Origin of the sequence: Campylobacter ureolyticus, assembly GCF_027277485.1 — a bacterium.
Classification (GTDB): domain Bacteria; phylum Campylobacterota; class Campylobacteria; order Campylobacterales; family Campylobacteraceae; genus Campylobacter_B; species Campylobacter_B ureolyticus_B.
Window position 1 is genome coordinate 40,750 of record NZ_JAPXGQ010000010.1, and the last position, 14,040, is coordinate 54,789.

Genomic DNA, 14,040 nt, shown 5'->3' on the forward strand with positions numbered 1-14,040 from the left:
ATTTGAATAAAATTTGTTTTTTGATACCATATTATAATCATCCAGCAAAGATTTCAAAGCTATGCAAAATTTTAAAACAATATAATTTACCAATTATTTTAGTTGATGATGGAAGTAGTGATAATTTTAATTTTGAAACATTAGATATTGAGGTTTTAAAACATGATAAAAATAAAGGAAAAGGTGCTGCTTTAAAAACAGGATTTAATTATGCTATAAAAAATGACTATACTCACGCTTTTCAAATAGATGCAGATATGCAGCACGATTTAAGTAAAATAGATGAGTTCTTAGAAATTTATAAAAATAATAAAGATATTGTAATTTGTGGTTATGGAAAATATAATCAAACAGCTCCAAAAGCAAGAGTTTATGGTAGAAAAATTACCAATTTTTGGGCTTTTATAAATACTTTTGGGGGACATTTTAAAGATTTAATGATAGGCATGAGAATTTATCCGCTAAATGAGGAAATTTTTAAAAAAACCAAGTCAAATAGGATGGAATTTGACATAGAAGTTTTGATTAATTATTTTAAATTTGATTATAAATTCGCCTGGGTTGAGGTTATGATTAATTATGAAAGTATTTCACATTTTAAAATGATTAGAGATAATATTTTAATAAGTAAAATGCATGCGAGATGTTTTTTTTCACTACCAAAGTTTTTATTCAAAAGGTTAAAAAATGCCTTGGTATAATCAAAAAGAAAAAGGAACTATTTTTTTACTGAAAATAACATTTTATTTAGTAAAGTTTTCTCCTAGCTTTTTACTTAAACCAATTATTTTTTCTATTAGTTTAATATATTTTGCACTTAGCAAAGATGAAAGAAACAACATAAAAAATTTTTATAAAAACTTAAAATATGATAATTTAAATTTAAAAATAATTTTTTCAAATTTTTATAATTTTTCACTTAGTATCACAGATAAAATTGCTGTTTGGATTGGAAAAATTAAATTTGAAGATATAGTGCTGGAAAATGAAACAAATCTTTTAGAAAAACTTGTTTTGCCTAAAAATGGTTCAATAATAATTGCAAGTCATTTTGGTAATGTTGAAATAGCAAGGGCATTAAGCGATAAAAAACATAATGTAAAATTAGCGATTTTAGCTCATACAAAAAATATGCTTAAATTTAATTCTTTAATAAATAAAATAAGCTCTAAAAAAATAGAAATTTTTGAAGTTAAAGATTTAGACATTGAAAAGATGATTAAGCTTGATAATTTTTTACAAACTGGCGGGCATTTATGCATTATGGCTGATCGGGTGCCGATTGATTCAAACAGAATTTTAAGAGTTAATTTTTTAGGAAAAGATGCTTTGTTTCCAACTGGGGCATTTGATTTAGCATATCTTTTAAAATGCCCTGTAAATTTACTTTGGTGTATAAAAAAAGATGGAATTTATCATGTAAAAGTAGATGAAATTTCAAAAAAAATAGAAAAAAAAGATATAAGGCCAAATTTGGAAAAATATGTAAAATTATTAGAACAAAATTGTAAAAAATTTCCAAGTATGTGGTTTAATTTTTATGACTTTTGGAGTAAAGATGATAAAAAAAGTTTATAAAAATAGAGTTGAGTTTTATGACGTAGATAGCTTAAATGTTGTTTGGCATGGAAATTATGTTAAATTTTTAGAAGTTGCAAGATGTAATTTTCTGAAAGATATTGGATATGACTACATAAAGATGAAAAACGATGGTTTTGCATATCCAATAGTTAAAATGGATTTTAAGTTTATAAATCCTTTATTTTTCGGTGATGAGTTTGAAGTAGAAATTACTCTTTTAGAAATAGAGAGTTTTTTAAAGTTTTCATATCTAATTAAAAAAGATTCAATCAACATCTGCAAAGCCACAACTTCGCAAGCTTGTATTGATATAAAAAATATGCAAACTTGTTATGCTCCACCACAAACTTTAAAAAAAATAATCAAAGGTATATTATGAAAAAAATTTTTTTAATATTAATTTTTTTAGTAAATTCTTATTCAAGCGATGAAGATAAACTTAGAAGTATGATTAAAATTAGTGATATAAGTGGAGATTTTAATCAAACTAAAGTTCTAGCATCTTTTAAAAATCCAATAAAAAGTGAAGGCGTTTTTAAAATTTATGATAAAACTTTTGAGCAAAATACCACTAAGCCTTTTAAGGCAAGCATAAAGGTTAATAAAGATGGAGTTTTTGAGTATAGAGATGGCAATTTCATTAAAATTAATTCAAATTTTGACGAAGAGCTTTTTTTAAATATTTTTACTTTAAATTTTGATAAATTAAAACAAAATTTTGATTATAAATTAGAGTTTAAAGATGGCTGGAAAGTGGTATTAAAACCAACTGGCATAATAGCAAAAATTTTTAAAAATATAGAAATTTATGGTAAAAACTATGTGGAAAAAATAATTCTCAATGAATCAAATGGCGATCAAACTATATATAATTTTTTTAATATAAAATGAAAAAAAATATATTTTTTATAATAACTTTTATATTTTTTTCTGCAAGTATTGTTTTAAATATTCATAAAATAAAAACTGATTTTTTTTCACTTTTAGATATTGATAGTTCATCATATAAAACAGCTGCAATTAAAAATTTGCAAAATTCTACTAAAAATACTTTTAACATATTAGTAAAAAATAAAGATAATGCTTATAAAATAAGTGAATTAGCAATCTCATCAAATTTATTTAAAAAAAATACAATGGATTTAGATCAAATTTATGATCTAAAATTGGTGCTATTTAATGAATTAAAAGATTTAAAAGATGGAGTTTTTTTTGAAAATTCAATTAAAAAATTATATTTGCCAAGTTCAAATTTAAAAGATGATTTTTTTTCAATGATTAGTTTCCCAAAATTTACAAATGCTGATTTTGATATTCAAACAGGATTTTTAAAAACAAAAAATTATTATTTGTTAAGTTATAATTTAAAAGATGATTTTAACCAAGAAAAACTTTTAAATTTTTATAAAAACATTAAAAATTTTAATGAAGTTTATGTAAGCTCATCTCAAATTTATAGTTTGTATTCTAAAATTTCAGCACAAAAAGAAAGCTCAATTTTTGGTATAGTTTCACTTATTTTAACAGGAATTTTTATATATTTTGCATTTAGTAATTTTAGAGCTTTTTATATTATATTTATAGTGATTTTTTCCCTTGTGTGTGGACTTGGAATGAGTTTAATATTATTAGAGGAGTTGAGTTTTTTATCTCTTGTTATATCAACTAGCTTAATTGGGCTTATTGTTGATTTTACGATGCACTTTTTGAGTGCAAATTTGAATACACCTTGTAGAAAAAATAGTATAAAATCTCTTAGAAATTTATTTTTAACAGCCCTTTTTATTACAGCTTTTGGTTATGCTTTATTTTTTCTTTCACCAATGAAGTTTTTACATCAAATAGCCTGTATTTCAATTTTTTCTTTGATATTTTCATTTTTGATTACTTATTTTAAATTTGTGGATTTTGTTGAAAATACAGTTTTTAAAAATAAAATTTTTTTTAGAAGTGTTTTTGAAAAATATATTTTTATATTAAGCAACACTAACTTAAATTTCAAATTTAGTATTATTATATTTATTTTGATGTCGCTATTTATATATTTTCTAAATCCAAATTTAAAAGATAATGTTAAAGAGTATGCAAATTTACCTGCGACCTTGATGAATGATACAGTTGTTTTTGCTAAAGAGCTTAATATAAAAAGTGATTTTATTTTAGTCGATAAAGAATTTTCTTTTGATTTGGTTAAGAGTTTAGAGGCTAAAAATTTGATTAAAGATCCTTTGTATATAACAAATTTTATAAACGATGAAAAAACTCAATTATTGATAAAAAATCAGTTTGAAATGGCAAAAAACGATATAAGCACATTGAATTTATATACTAATTTAGGATTTGACGAAAAAGATATTTTAGGTGAATTTAATAAAGTTATAAATGAAAAAATACTTTACTATAATGATATATTTGAAATTTTAAATTTAAATCCAAAACAATTTTTTATAGAAAATAAGGAGATAATAAAAGCTTCAAATTTTATAAAAAATGATGAATTTTATAAAATTTTAAAAACTTTCAATGCAGATTATGTAGATTATTTAAGCGATATTAATGAAAATTTAAATTTAGTTAAATTAGATGCTATTTTTATAAAAATATTTGGTTTTATTGTGGCTTTTATAGCTCTTGCCATTTTTTTAAATATCAAAAACTCATTTTTTATAGTATATTACATAATTTTTAGTTCGGTAATAGCCGCATTTATTTTTACAATTATTGGTAAAAATATAGATATTTTTGCGATTTTTGGATTTATTTTGGCAAGTGCAGCAGGAATTGACTATATGCTTTTTGCTTTTAATTCTTATCTTGATTTTACAAAAAGAGTTTTTGGCATAGTAACAGCTAGCTTTACATCAATTCTTTCATTTTTTATGCTTTCATTTAGCAATACTTCTGCAGTTTGTAGCTTTGGGCTAAGTGTAAGTTTAAATTTATTAATTGTATCTATAATAAGCTCATATATTGCTGTAAAAACTAATAAAAAAGGCAAAATAAATGGATGAAATTTATCTCATATCTCACACACAAAAGAAAGCAGTTAAAAATTTAAAAGTTTGTGAAATAGAGTTTTTAAAATTTAGTGTTGATTTAAATAAATTTGAAGCTTTAGTTATTACTTCAAAAAACTCTATTAAGGCTTTAAAATTTAACAACATAAAAAAAGCAAATTTAAAAGTTTTTAGTATAGGTGATGGTTCTACAAAAGAGGCTTTAGAGTATGGATTTAGTGATATTTATACAGCGAAAAATTCTCACGGAAATGAATTTGCAAATGAAATAGCTTCTTTTTTAAAAGGTAAAAAAACTCTATTTTTAAAAGCTGAAAAAACAGTTTCAGATGTTGGTGAGATCCTTAGTGAAAATGGAGCAATTCTTACAAAAATAACTGCATATAAAAATAAGTTTTTAAATTTAGATGAAAGCTTAAAGCCACCACTTGGAAGTACTTTAATATTTAGTTCTCCTTCAAATGTTGAAGGTTTTATAAAAAACTTTGGAAAAATAGATGAAAACTATAAAATAGTTGCAATTGGAAATGCCACCGCAAAGCTTTTATCATCTCACAAAAATTTAATTATTTCACAAAAGCAAAGTATAGATGAGTGCATAAATTTAGCTAAAAATTTAACAAATCATTAAACGCAACTATTTTTTAAGTATTTTTTTGTTATAATTTCTTTGCCTGAGTGGATCGACAGCGTTAAAAATGAGGGTCCAACACTAATAGTATGGCGAAGATGTGAGCTTTTGGTGCGATGTGATTTTGTTTAAGCTTGAAAAAGTGAGAATTTGCAACCTAAAAAAAGCTCCTATTTGCAAGATTGGCTTTTATAGGGCCGAATCTAAAACTATGCATCGACCACTTGGGTTTTACTAAATTTATGGAGCTTGGTTTGAATATTTTAATTATTGGAAATGGTGGGCGTGAGTATTCGATAGGTTTAAAACTTAAAAAAGAAAAAATTGTAAATAAGATATATTTTGCCCCAGGAAATGGTGCTACTATAAATTTAGGTGAAAATATAGAAATAAATGATTATGAAAAATTAGCAAAATTTGCTGTAGATAACAACGTTGATCTTACAATTGCAGGGCCTGAAATGCCTCTTGGCAAAGGCGTTGTTGATATTTTTAAAAAACACAATTTAATTATTTTTGGGCCTAGCAAGGCTGCTGCTAGACTTGAGATAAGTAAATCTTACATGAAAGACTTTTTACAAAAATACGGCATAAAAACTGCAAAGTATTTAAGTAGCAGTAATTATGATGAAATTTCAAAATTTATAGATAAAATGGATGGCAAGATTGTTGTAAAAGCAGATGGATTGTGTGCTGGAAAAGGCGTGATAATAGCCAATAATAAAGATGAAGCAAAAAACGCAGCCAAAGAGATGCTTGAGGGTAAAAGTTTTGGCGATGCTGGAGAAAAAGTTGTAGTTGAAGAGTTTTTAGATGGCTTTGAGCTAAGTTTTTTCGCAATTTGTGATGGTAAAAATTTTGTAAGTTTGCCAGTAGCTCAAGATCATAAAAAACTTCTAGATAAAGATGAGGGGCCAAATACTGGCGGAATGGGTGCTTATGCTCCAACTCCTCTTGCAACAAAAGAATTAATAAATAAAATAGAAAATGAAGTTGTAAAACCTACTTTAAGTGGTATGCAAAAAGAAGGTTCTCCATTTTGTGGAGTGCTTTTTGTGGGAATTATGGTTGTTGATAACAAGCCTTATGTTTTGGAATTTAATGTTAGATTTGGTGATCCTGAGTGTGAGGTTATAATGCCTTTGATAGATGGAAATTTAAGTGAAATTTTATATGAGGCAGCAGTTGGAAGATTAAAACCGATAAGTTTAAAAGATCAATTTGCAGTTGGTGTTGTGGTGGCAAGCCAGAATTATCCATATAAAAGTTCACCTGAAAAACTTATAAAAATAGAAGAAATACCTGAAAATTCTCATATTTGCTACGCAGGGGTAAGTTCTAAAAATAGGGAGCTTTATGCAGATGGCGGTAGGGTTTTAGTTTGTGTTGGAAAAGGCGATACCATAAAGCAAGCTACTAAAAATGCTTATGAACTCTGCAAAAAAATAAAATTTGATGGCATGCAGTATAGAAGTGACATAGCCTATCAGGTGAATAAATGAATGATGAAGTAAGTCTTGCTTCATTTGGCAAAAGATCATTTGCTTTTTTAATAGATGAGCTTATAGTATCTTTTTTGATAATAGTTATATTTTATAATCAAATTTTAAATGCCTCAACACCTGAAGATATTGCAAATCTTGCACCTCTTTTTTTGGTGCCTCAAACTGTGATAAGACTTATTTACCACACTTTTTTTATCTATTATTATGGCGCTACTCTTGGCAAAAAGGCTTTAAAGATAAAGTGTATAAACCAAGATAAAGAAAATCCTAGCTTTTGGGCATCGCTTTCAAGAGCCTTAGTTAGATTTTTTAGCGAGGCGATTTTTTATTTAGGTTTTGCTTGGGCTTTTTTTGATCCTTTAAGACAAACTTGGCACGATAAAGTAGCTAAGACTTTGGTGGTAAATGTTGAATAAAAGAATATTTTTTTTAATCTTTTTTATAATTTCATCTATTTGCGCCAATGTTCAGGATGTAGAGTTTTTAGCAGATAATGTAAAAAAAATTGATACAAAAATCCATGCAAATGGAAATGTTATAATGTATTCAAAAGATTATTTAGTAACTTCTGATATGGCTATTTATGATGAAAAAAATGAAGTTGCTGAGTTTTTTGGAAATGTAAATTTACTTAAAGGTAAAAACGAAACCTCAAAAACAACTTATCTAAAATTAGATTTAAAAAATAAAGAAAATTTTGCCAAAGAAAATTTTATGATGGATAAAGAAGCTGAGATTTGGATGCAAAACAAAACAAGCTGCACTGATCAAAAATACTACCGAACAAAAAACTCAGTTGTTTCGAGCTGCAATATAGATAATCCTGACTGGAAGATAAAATATACTAGTGGGAAATTAAACAAAGAAACTAAATTTTTGCATCTTTTTAATCCTGTTTTTTATGTAGGAAATGTTCCAGTTTTGTATCTTCCATACTTTGGTTTTCCAACTGATAAAACAAGAAGAACAGGGCTTTTAATACCAGAAATTGGCTATATCTCAAAAGAAGGGTTTTACTATAAACAACCAATTTATTTTGCTCCTTATGAAAGTTGGGATTTACAACTTGACCCACAGGTTAGAACAACTCGCGGATTTGGAATTTATGCTACTTTTAGATTTGCTGATTCGCCTTATTCTTATGGAGAAATTAGAGGTGGGGTTTTTGATAATTTTAAAAGAGCGCAAGAAAGATTAGAGTATAAAAACGAAAAACATCATGGATATGAGTTTGACTACGATAGAAGCAAGCTCTTAGGGTATTTAGTAAATGGAGAGTTTAAAGAAAATTTATGGATTAGATTTACTAATATAAACGATGTGGAATATTATGATTTAAAAGAAAAAAGTGGAAACAATGAAGATGGAGATTCACTTGCTACTTCAAAGCTTAATTACTATCTAACAACTGATGAACATTATTTCGGAACTTATGCAAGATATTATATCGATACTGATAAATTAAATAGTAAAAATAATTTTAAAAACGATGATACCTTACAAGAGCTTCCAACTTTACATTATCATAAATTTGCAAATTCTGTTTTTTTAGATAATTTGCTTTACTCGACTGATTTTAAAGCTCATAATTACACTAGAAAAGTTGGTGTCACAGCCAAACAATATGAGTTTAATCTTCCACTTGTTTTTACAACTCCAATACTTAATGATTGGTTAAATTTCAAATTTACAGAAGCACTTTATGCAACTCATATTGACTATAGTAAAAATTACATATATCAAAATGGTGAATTTTACAAGGACAAAAGTAGCGATTATGTAAATAACTACCATAAATTTTTTCTTGGTACAGATATTGCAAAATCGTATGAAAGCTATTTTCATACGATGAATTTAGATCTTTCATACTTGATTCCAGGATATCAAAGTGGCGATATAAATCAAAGATTGTTTAAAGAATTTAAATATAACTATGATAAAGATAAAAATATTGTAAATAGCAATGCCTTAAAAGATATGGCTAATAGACTTTATTATGAAGATAATTTTTTGGGCGAGCTAGGCAAAGACTATACCCAAAGAAATTTAATGGCAAATTTTACAGAGTATCTTTATAATAAAAACGGTCGAAAATTTCTTCGTCACTCATTAAAACAAAAATATGATTTTGAAGATAAAGAATTTGGAAATTTAATTCATAGACTTGATTTGTACTTTTCAAATGGTTTAAATTTGGGTAATAAATTTGAGTACTCAAATGAAAATAAACGCTTTGAAAAAGTTCAAAGCTATGTTGGATACTCAGACAAGACTTTTAGTGCCAGACTTTCTCACTCGTATGAAAATATAAAAAGATTTGAAAAATACGATAAAGATAATTATTTGATTTTAGATACATCTTTAAATTTACCATATTTTTACAAGCTTTTTGCTAAATATGAGTATGATTTAGAGCGTTCATATAGTAAAATGTGGCGTTTGGGTCTGACTCGCAATAGAAAATGTTGGAATTACACATTTGTTTACCAAGAGGATTTAGAGCCAAAAACTTCAAGTAATTTTTACTATAAAAAAGCAAACAGAAAAAGAGCATTTTACTTTTTTATAAATTTCTATCCTTTTGGTGGTGTTGGATATGATGTATCTAAAAATATAGATTATGATAAAGATATATCAAAATGATAATTCCAAGAAAAAATCTAATTTTTAAAGATCAGATTGAGGCAGCAAAGGCACTGTATGATATCTTGCCAGTTGATGATATACTAAGAACAAAGCCATTGATAATCGTGCCATCTTTAGCTTCAGTTTTATTAGTTGATGAGCTTGCAAAAATGTTAAAGCTTAACTATGAATTTTTATTTACTGAAAAAATTTACTCTCCATTAAATAAAGACTGCGTTATAGGTATGGTTAGTGAAACAGAAGAAATTGTTTACCTAGAAGAGCTTGTTAATTCATTTAATATTAGCATGGATTATGTTTATGGAGAGGCAAACAGAAAATATGAAGAAAGTATTTTAAAAAATATTTATAAATATAGAAAAGGAAAATTAATACAAAGTTTTCAAAATAGAGATATTTTACTTTTGGATGAAGGTTGTGAATCGGGCGTTACAGCTTTGGTTTGCTTAAAGTCAATTATTGGTTTAAATCCAAAATCTTTGAGTTACGCAACACCACTTATAGCAAGTGATATGGTAGCAAATTTAAACTCAATGGTAGATCAAATTTACACAGTTAGAAACATTACAAATTTTGTAAATGTTGATTTTTATTACGAAGAAAAGATTGAGTTATCACCACAAAAAATTATTTCTATTTTAGAGACAAGTCCGTATTATTTACCGTTACAAAAAGAAGGAGAAGAAACATGCGTTATAGAGTAGATATAAATAACAATTTAGAAATTTATGATGTTGATAAGGTTGCAAAACAAGCCGCGGGGGCTGTTTTATTACAAATTAAAAATGCAGTTGTTTTAGCAACTGTTGCAAGAGAAGATGAAAAAGTAGAAGGAGATTTTTTACCTTTAACTGTTTCATATATAGAAAAACAATACGCAGCAGGAAAAATTCCTGGTGGTTATATTAAAAGAGAGACTAAACCAGGGGATTTTGAAACACTTACTTCAAGGATAATTGATAGAAGTTTAAGACCACTTTTTCCAAAAGGATATGCTTATCCTACCCAAATAGTTGTTTTTGTTTTATCAGCTGATAGCGAAGTTGATTTGCAAGTTATGGCACTAAATGCAGCAAGTATGGCGCTGTATCTAAGTGATATTCCTGTAGATGCACCAGTTTGTGGTGTTAGAGTTGCTATGATAGATAATGAGTTTGTTTTAAACCCTACAAATAAAGAACTCGATAAGAGTGTCTTGGATCTTTATGTTGCAGGTGTTAAAGATGAGCTTTTAATGATAGAAATGCGCTCAATCCCGCAAAAAAATGATAAAAAAGAAATTTCCAACGATCCACTTGATGCTTTAAATTTTACTCCAAATCAGAATATGAATGAATTTGATGAAGAATTGATGGTAAAGGCTATAGATTTTGCTGGAAAAGCCATATTAAATGGAAGTCAAATTTATGAAGATACCTTTAAAGATGCTAGAAAAACTAAATTGGATTTGGAGTTAAATCCAGAAATGGAAGATGAGGAGATAGCTAAATTTATTGATGAAAATTATAAAGATGAGGTTAGATTCGCTATAAACCAAATGGCAAAAAGCGAAAGAGCAACCGAGCTTAACAAAATAGTCAAAAAAATATCAAATGGTGAAATGGCACTAAATTTGGACTGGAAAGAAGAAGTTATTTCAACTGTTTTAAACAAATACAAAAGAAAAATCGTAAGAAGTCAAATTATAAATGAAAATGTTAGGGCTGATGGAAGAGGCTTAAAAGAAATTAGACCAATAAGCATTGAAACAAACATTCTTCCAAGCGCTCATGGAAGTTGTCTTTTTACAAGAGGTCAAACACAAGCCTTGGTAGTTGCGACACTTGGCAGTGAAAATGATGCTCAAATAAGTGATGTTTTAACTCAAAGTGAACCGCTAAGCGAGAGATTTATGGTAAATTATAATTTCCCAGGATTTAGTGTCGGCGAAGCAAGTCCTTTAAAAAGTCCTGGAAGAAGAGAACTTGGCCATGGAAATTTAGCTAAAAGAGCTTTAGCTCCAAGTGTTGATTTAGAAAATGCAGAAGTTATAAGGCTGGTTAGTGAAATTCTTGAAAGTAATGGATCTAGCTCTATGGCAACAGTTTGCGGGGGATCTTTAGCTCTAAGAGCAGCTGGAGTAAATACCTATAAGTTAGTTGCAGGAATTGCAATGGGACTTATATTCGAAGATGGAAAACATGCTATTTTAAGCGATATTATGGGACTTGAAGATCATGATGGAGATATGGATTTTAAAGTTGCTGGCTCACTTGATGGTATAACTGCTCTTCAAATGGATATAAAGCTTGGTGGAATTAGCCTTGATGTTTTAAAAGAAGCTCTTTATCAGGCAAAAGAAGGAAGAGAGCATATATTAAATCTAATGAATGAAGCTGATCTTAAAATAAAGGTAAATGATGAAATTTTGCCTAAAACTGAAATTTTTAATATCGATCCAAACAAAATGGTAGATGTCATCGGACAAGGTGGAAAAACAATAAAAAGCTTAGTTGATGATTATTTAGTTACAATTGATCTTGATAGAGATAGCGGCGAAGTGAAAATTCTCGGTAAAAATAAAAATTTAGTTTATGAAGCAAAGGAAAAGATTCTTGAAATTGTAAAAAAAGATAATAAATTTAAAGGCCCAAAAAAAGATCATAAAAAAAATATCAAATTTGAAATAGGTGAAGAATTTGAAGGTGAAGTTAAAAGCGTTATGCCTTTTGGAGTATTTATTAGTTTAAGAGATGGGGTTGATGGATTGCTTCACATATCAAATATAAAAGATGAACTAAAAGAGGGCGATATAGTAAAAGTTGCAGTAGATGGGCAAAAAGGTAACAAAATATCTTTAAAGCTTGTTTAAAAAATAAGCAAATTTAAAAGTTAAGGGCATTGTTAGTAAATAAAAAGTAGAATAAGTAAAATACATTAAAAAGGATTTAATATGGATTTTAAAAAGTTATTTTTTCCAATCGGTGGCGGAGAAGAGCTAAGAGAGAGAATTCATGCAGCTTTACTTATAAATAAGTATTTTGGATCTCATCTTAGCATTATTGCTTGCCAGCTTGATCCTGAGACTGTTTATAATACTAGAATGACTCTTAGGGGCGGAATAATGCTTGATGAGTTTTTAAGAACTGCAAAAGAGGAACTCGCTGAAGAGCAAAGTTTAAATGAAAAAATTGTAAAAGAGGAATGCAAAAAGCTTGGGATAACATATAGTGAGGATCAGCACACTAAAAATAGTGCATTTTTAAGAAATATGCTTGGAACAAGGTCTGAACTTGTTGAAAAACACTCTAAATATTGTGATTTAGTAGTGGCCGCAGTTCCTCCGCATGGCGTTATAACAGGCACTTTTGAAGCTTCTGTTGTAAAAAGTGGTAAGCCAGCTATTGCATTTCCAAGAAAAATGACCGAGTTTAAAGCAGATAGAATTTTACTCAGCTTAACAGGTAGCACATCAAGTGCAAGAGCATTGCATAATGCACTTCCAATCATTAAAAATGCAAAAGAGGTATTTTGTATAACTTCTCAACATTATTTACAAGATGGAATGGATGAAACAAAAGGAAGAATTTTAAACTATCTTGATATTCATGGTATTAATCCTAATTTTGAAGTCGTAAAGACAGAAGGCAAAGTTCCAGGTCAAGCACTTTTAAAAGCAGCTGATAAATACGAAGTTGATATGATTGTAGCAGGCATTGACACAAATACTGGAATTAGAGAAATCTTCTTAGGTGGAGCTTCAAAATACTTCCTTGAAAATACAAAATATCCTGTAATGATGTAAATTCAATAGCCCTTTTTGGGCTATTTTATCATCTAAAATTTATTATATAAATACTTGGCGGTACTATAAAATTTTATAAAAAATTTAAAAGATAAAATAGATAAAAATATTTTATAACTTTCAAAGTTGTAAAATTGTAGTGCAATGGAACTAAAATGACAAATGAAAAATCTCAAATATCACTAACCAAAAAAAGAATTTTTTTAGTTAAAATTCAAGCTATTATTTTTTTAGTTGGTATGGCTTTTGCTATGTATTTTGGTGGTTTGGATTGTGTTGATAGCTATAACGATAACAAAATAGGTGTTTTCGACTTTTTAATAGGATCTTTTTTTGAAGCTATTTTTTATAAAATATATATTATATTTTTATCTTTGATTTTATTTTGCAAATTATTTTATTTTAAAAATTTGAAACAAATAAAAAAATATTTATTGATTTTATTTTTAAATATTTTTCCATTTTGTTTATTTATATCAACCAATAAAACGCCATATGATTCACTTTATTTAGTAAGTACATTGTATTTAATTTGTATTTTTATATACGCTATCTCAGTATGCTTAATGTATAAATTTTATAAATCAATCGATGAAATATTTTTATTTAGGTCATTTATATTCATAAATATCTTAGAAATTTATATGTTGATATTGTATGGTGTAGAGATATTAAATAGTTTATCAAAACTCGGGATAATTTTTATAGAACAAACATTTGTATTTGTATTAGTCATGCTTATTTTTTGGTTTACTTTACCACTATCAATTTGGCTATCTATCCCAATAAATTTAATAAAAGAATATAGATATTTTAAAAAAGAGTTAAATATAAGCAAATAAAATTTTTAATTGTAATGTTTTTTACAACCAAATA

13 protein-coding genes are annotated in these 14,040 nt (G+C 27.2%); all 13 read left to right on the plus strand.

All coding sequences use genetic code 11. The features are described from left to right. The first annotated feature begins 2 nt into the window (after positions 1-2). A complete protein-coding gene (locus O6B72_RS06790) occupies positions 3-701 on the plus strand; it encodes a glycosyltransferase family 2 protein (RefSeq protein WP_258299154.1) in 699 nt (232 codons plus the stop codon). Continuing rightward, the gene (locus tag O6B72_RS06795) at positions 688-1,578 is read left to right on the plus strand and encodes an LpxL/LpxP family acyltransferase (protein WP_101636450.1); all 891 of its coding nucleotides are present in this window, start codon (positions 688-690) and stop codon (positions 1,576-1,578) included. Before O6B72_RS06790 ends, O6B72_RS06795 begins: the two co-directional genes overlap by 14 nt. Further along, positions 1,559-1,960 carry an acyl-CoA thioesterase gene (locus tag O6B72_RS06800; protein WP_269490346.1) on the plus strand — a complete coding sequence of 134 codons (402 nt, stop codon included), beginning with the start codon at positions 1,559-1,561 and terminating at the stop codon, positions 1,958-1,960. The genes O6B72_RS06795 and O6B72_RS06800 overlap by 20 nt, the downstream gene beginning before the upstream one ends. Beyond that, positions 1,957-2,472: a LolA family protein gene (locus O6B72_RS06805; RefSeq protein WP_269490345.1), complete on the plus strand. Its 516-nt coding sequence runs from the start codon at positions 1,957-1,959 to the stop codon at positions 2,470-2,472. The genes O6B72_RS06800 and O6B72_RS06805 overlap by 4 nt, the downstream gene beginning before the upstream one ends. Beyond that, complete coding sequence (locus O6B72_RS06810; protein WP_269492646.1) at positions 2,469-4,592, plus strand: MMPL family transporter; 2,124 nt, start codon at positions 2,469-2,471, stop codon at positions 4,590-4,592. The genes O6B72_RS06805 and O6B72_RS06810 overlap by 4 nt, the downstream gene beginning before the upstream one ends. After that, on the plus strand, positions 4,585-5,229 hold the full coding sequence (locus O6B72_RS06815; protein WP_101636454.1) for a uroporphyrinogen-III synthase: 645 nt from the start codon (positions 4,585-4,587) through the stop codon (positions 5,227-5,229). Before O6B72_RS06810 ends, O6B72_RS06815 begins: the two co-directional genes overlap by 8 nt. A gap of 254 nt (positions 5,230-5,483) precedes the next feature. After that, positions 5,484-6,731 (plus strand): phosphoribosylamine--glycine ligase, encoded by a 1,248-nt coding sequence (gene purD / locus O6B72_RS06820; protein ID WP_269492647.1) that lies wholly within the window; start codon positions 5,484-5,486, stop codon positions 6,729-6,731. Next, positions 6,728-7,150 carry an RDD family protein gene (locus tag O6B72_RS06825; RefSeq protein WP_016645990.1) on the plus strand — a complete coding sequence of 141 codons (423 nt, stop codon included), beginning with the start codon at positions 6,728-6,730 and terminating at the stop codon, positions 7,148-7,150. Before purD ends, O6B72_RS06825 begins: the two co-directional genes overlap by 4 nt. Next, positions 7,140-9,377, plus strand: coding sequence for an LPS-assembly protein LptD (locus tag O6B72_RS06830; protein WP_269492648.1), 2,238 nt, complete (start codon positions 7,140-7,142; stop codon positions 9,375-9,377). The genes O6B72_RS06825 and O6B72_RS06830 overlap by 11 nt, the downstream gene beginning before the upstream one ends. Continuing rightward, positions 9,374-10,084 carry a hypothetical protein gene (locus O6B72_RS06835; protein WP_016645988.1) on the plus strand — a complete coding sequence of 237 codons (711 nt, stop codon included), beginning with the start codon at positions 9,374-9,376 and terminating at the stop codon, positions 10,082-10,084. Before O6B72_RS06830 ends, O6B72_RS06835 begins: the two co-directional genes overlap by 4 nt. Then, positions 10,069-12,231 carry a polyribonucleotide nucleotidyltransferase gene (locus O6B72_RS06840; RefSeq protein WP_258299144.1) on the plus strand — a complete coding sequence of 721 codons (2,163 nt, stop codon included), beginning with the start codon at positions 10,069-10,071 and terminating at the stop codon, positions 12,229-12,231. The genes O6B72_RS06835 and O6B72_RS06840 overlap by 16 nt, the downstream gene beginning before the upstream one ends. 81 nt (positions 12,232-12,312) lie before the next feature. Further along, complete coding sequence (locus O6B72_RS06845; RefSeq protein ID WP_018712405.1) at positions 12,313-13,164, plus strand: universal stress protein; 852 nt, start codon at positions 12,313-12,315, stop codon at positions 13,162-13,164. A 155-nt stretch (positions 13,165-13,319) separates the two neighbouring features. Then, positions 13,320-14,006: a hypothetical protein gene (locus O6B72_RS06850; protein WP_156847649.1), complete on the plus strand. Its 687-nt coding sequence runs from the start codon at positions 13,320-13,322 to the stop codon at positions 14,004-14,006. Positions 14,007-14,040 lie beyond the last annotated feature (34 nt).

What these genes read in the sequence shown, in the direction of transcription:
- O6B72_RS06815 (WP_101636454.1), top strand. Translation starts at nt 4,585, where the DNA reads ATGGATGAAATTTATCTCATATCTCACACACAAAAGAAAGCAGTTAAA.
- O6B72_RS06850 (WP_156847649.1), top strand. Translation starts at nt 13,320, where the DNA reads ATGACAAATGAAAAATCTCAAATATCACTAACCAAAAAAAGAATTTTT.
- O6B72_RS06825 (WP_016645990.1), top strand. Translation starts at nt 6,728, where the DNA reads ATGAATGATGAAGTAAGTCTTGCTTCATTTGGCAAAAGATCATTTGCT.
- O6B72_RS06835 (WP_016645988.1), top strand. Translation starts at nt 9,374, where the DNA reads ATGATAATTCCAAGAAAAAATCTAATTTTTAAAGATCAGATTGAGGCA.
- O6B72_RS06800 (WP_269490346.1), top strand. Translation starts at nt 1,559, where the DNA reads ATGATAAAAAAAGTTTATAAAAATAGAGTTGAGTTTTATGACGTAGAT.
- O6B72_RS06830 (WP_269492648.1), top strand. Translation starts at nt 7,140, where the DNA reads ATGTTGAATAAAAGAATATTTTTTTTAATCTTTTTTATAATTTCATCT.
- O6B72_RS06845 (WP_018712405.1), top strand. Translation starts at nt 12,313, where the DNA reads ATGGATTTTAAAAAGTTATTTTTTCCAATCGGTGGCGGAGAAGAGCTA.
- O6B72_RS06810 (WP_269492646.1), top strand. Translation starts at nt 2,469, where the DNA reads ATGAAAAAAAATATATTTTTTATAATAACTTTTATATTTTTTTCTGCA.
- O6B72_RS06795 (WP_101636450.1), top strand. Translation starts at nt 688, where the DNA reads ATGCCTTGGTATAATCAAAAAGAAAAAGGAACTATTTTTTTACTGAAA.
- O6B72_RS06805 (WP_269490345.1), top strand. Translation starts at nt 1,957, where the DNA reads ATGAAAAAAATTTTTTTAATATTAATTTTTTTAGTAAATTCTTATTCA.
- O6B72_RS06840 (WP_258299144.1), top strand. Translation starts at nt 10,069, where the DNA reads ATGCGTTATAGAGTAGATATAAATAACAATTTAGAAATTTATGATGTT.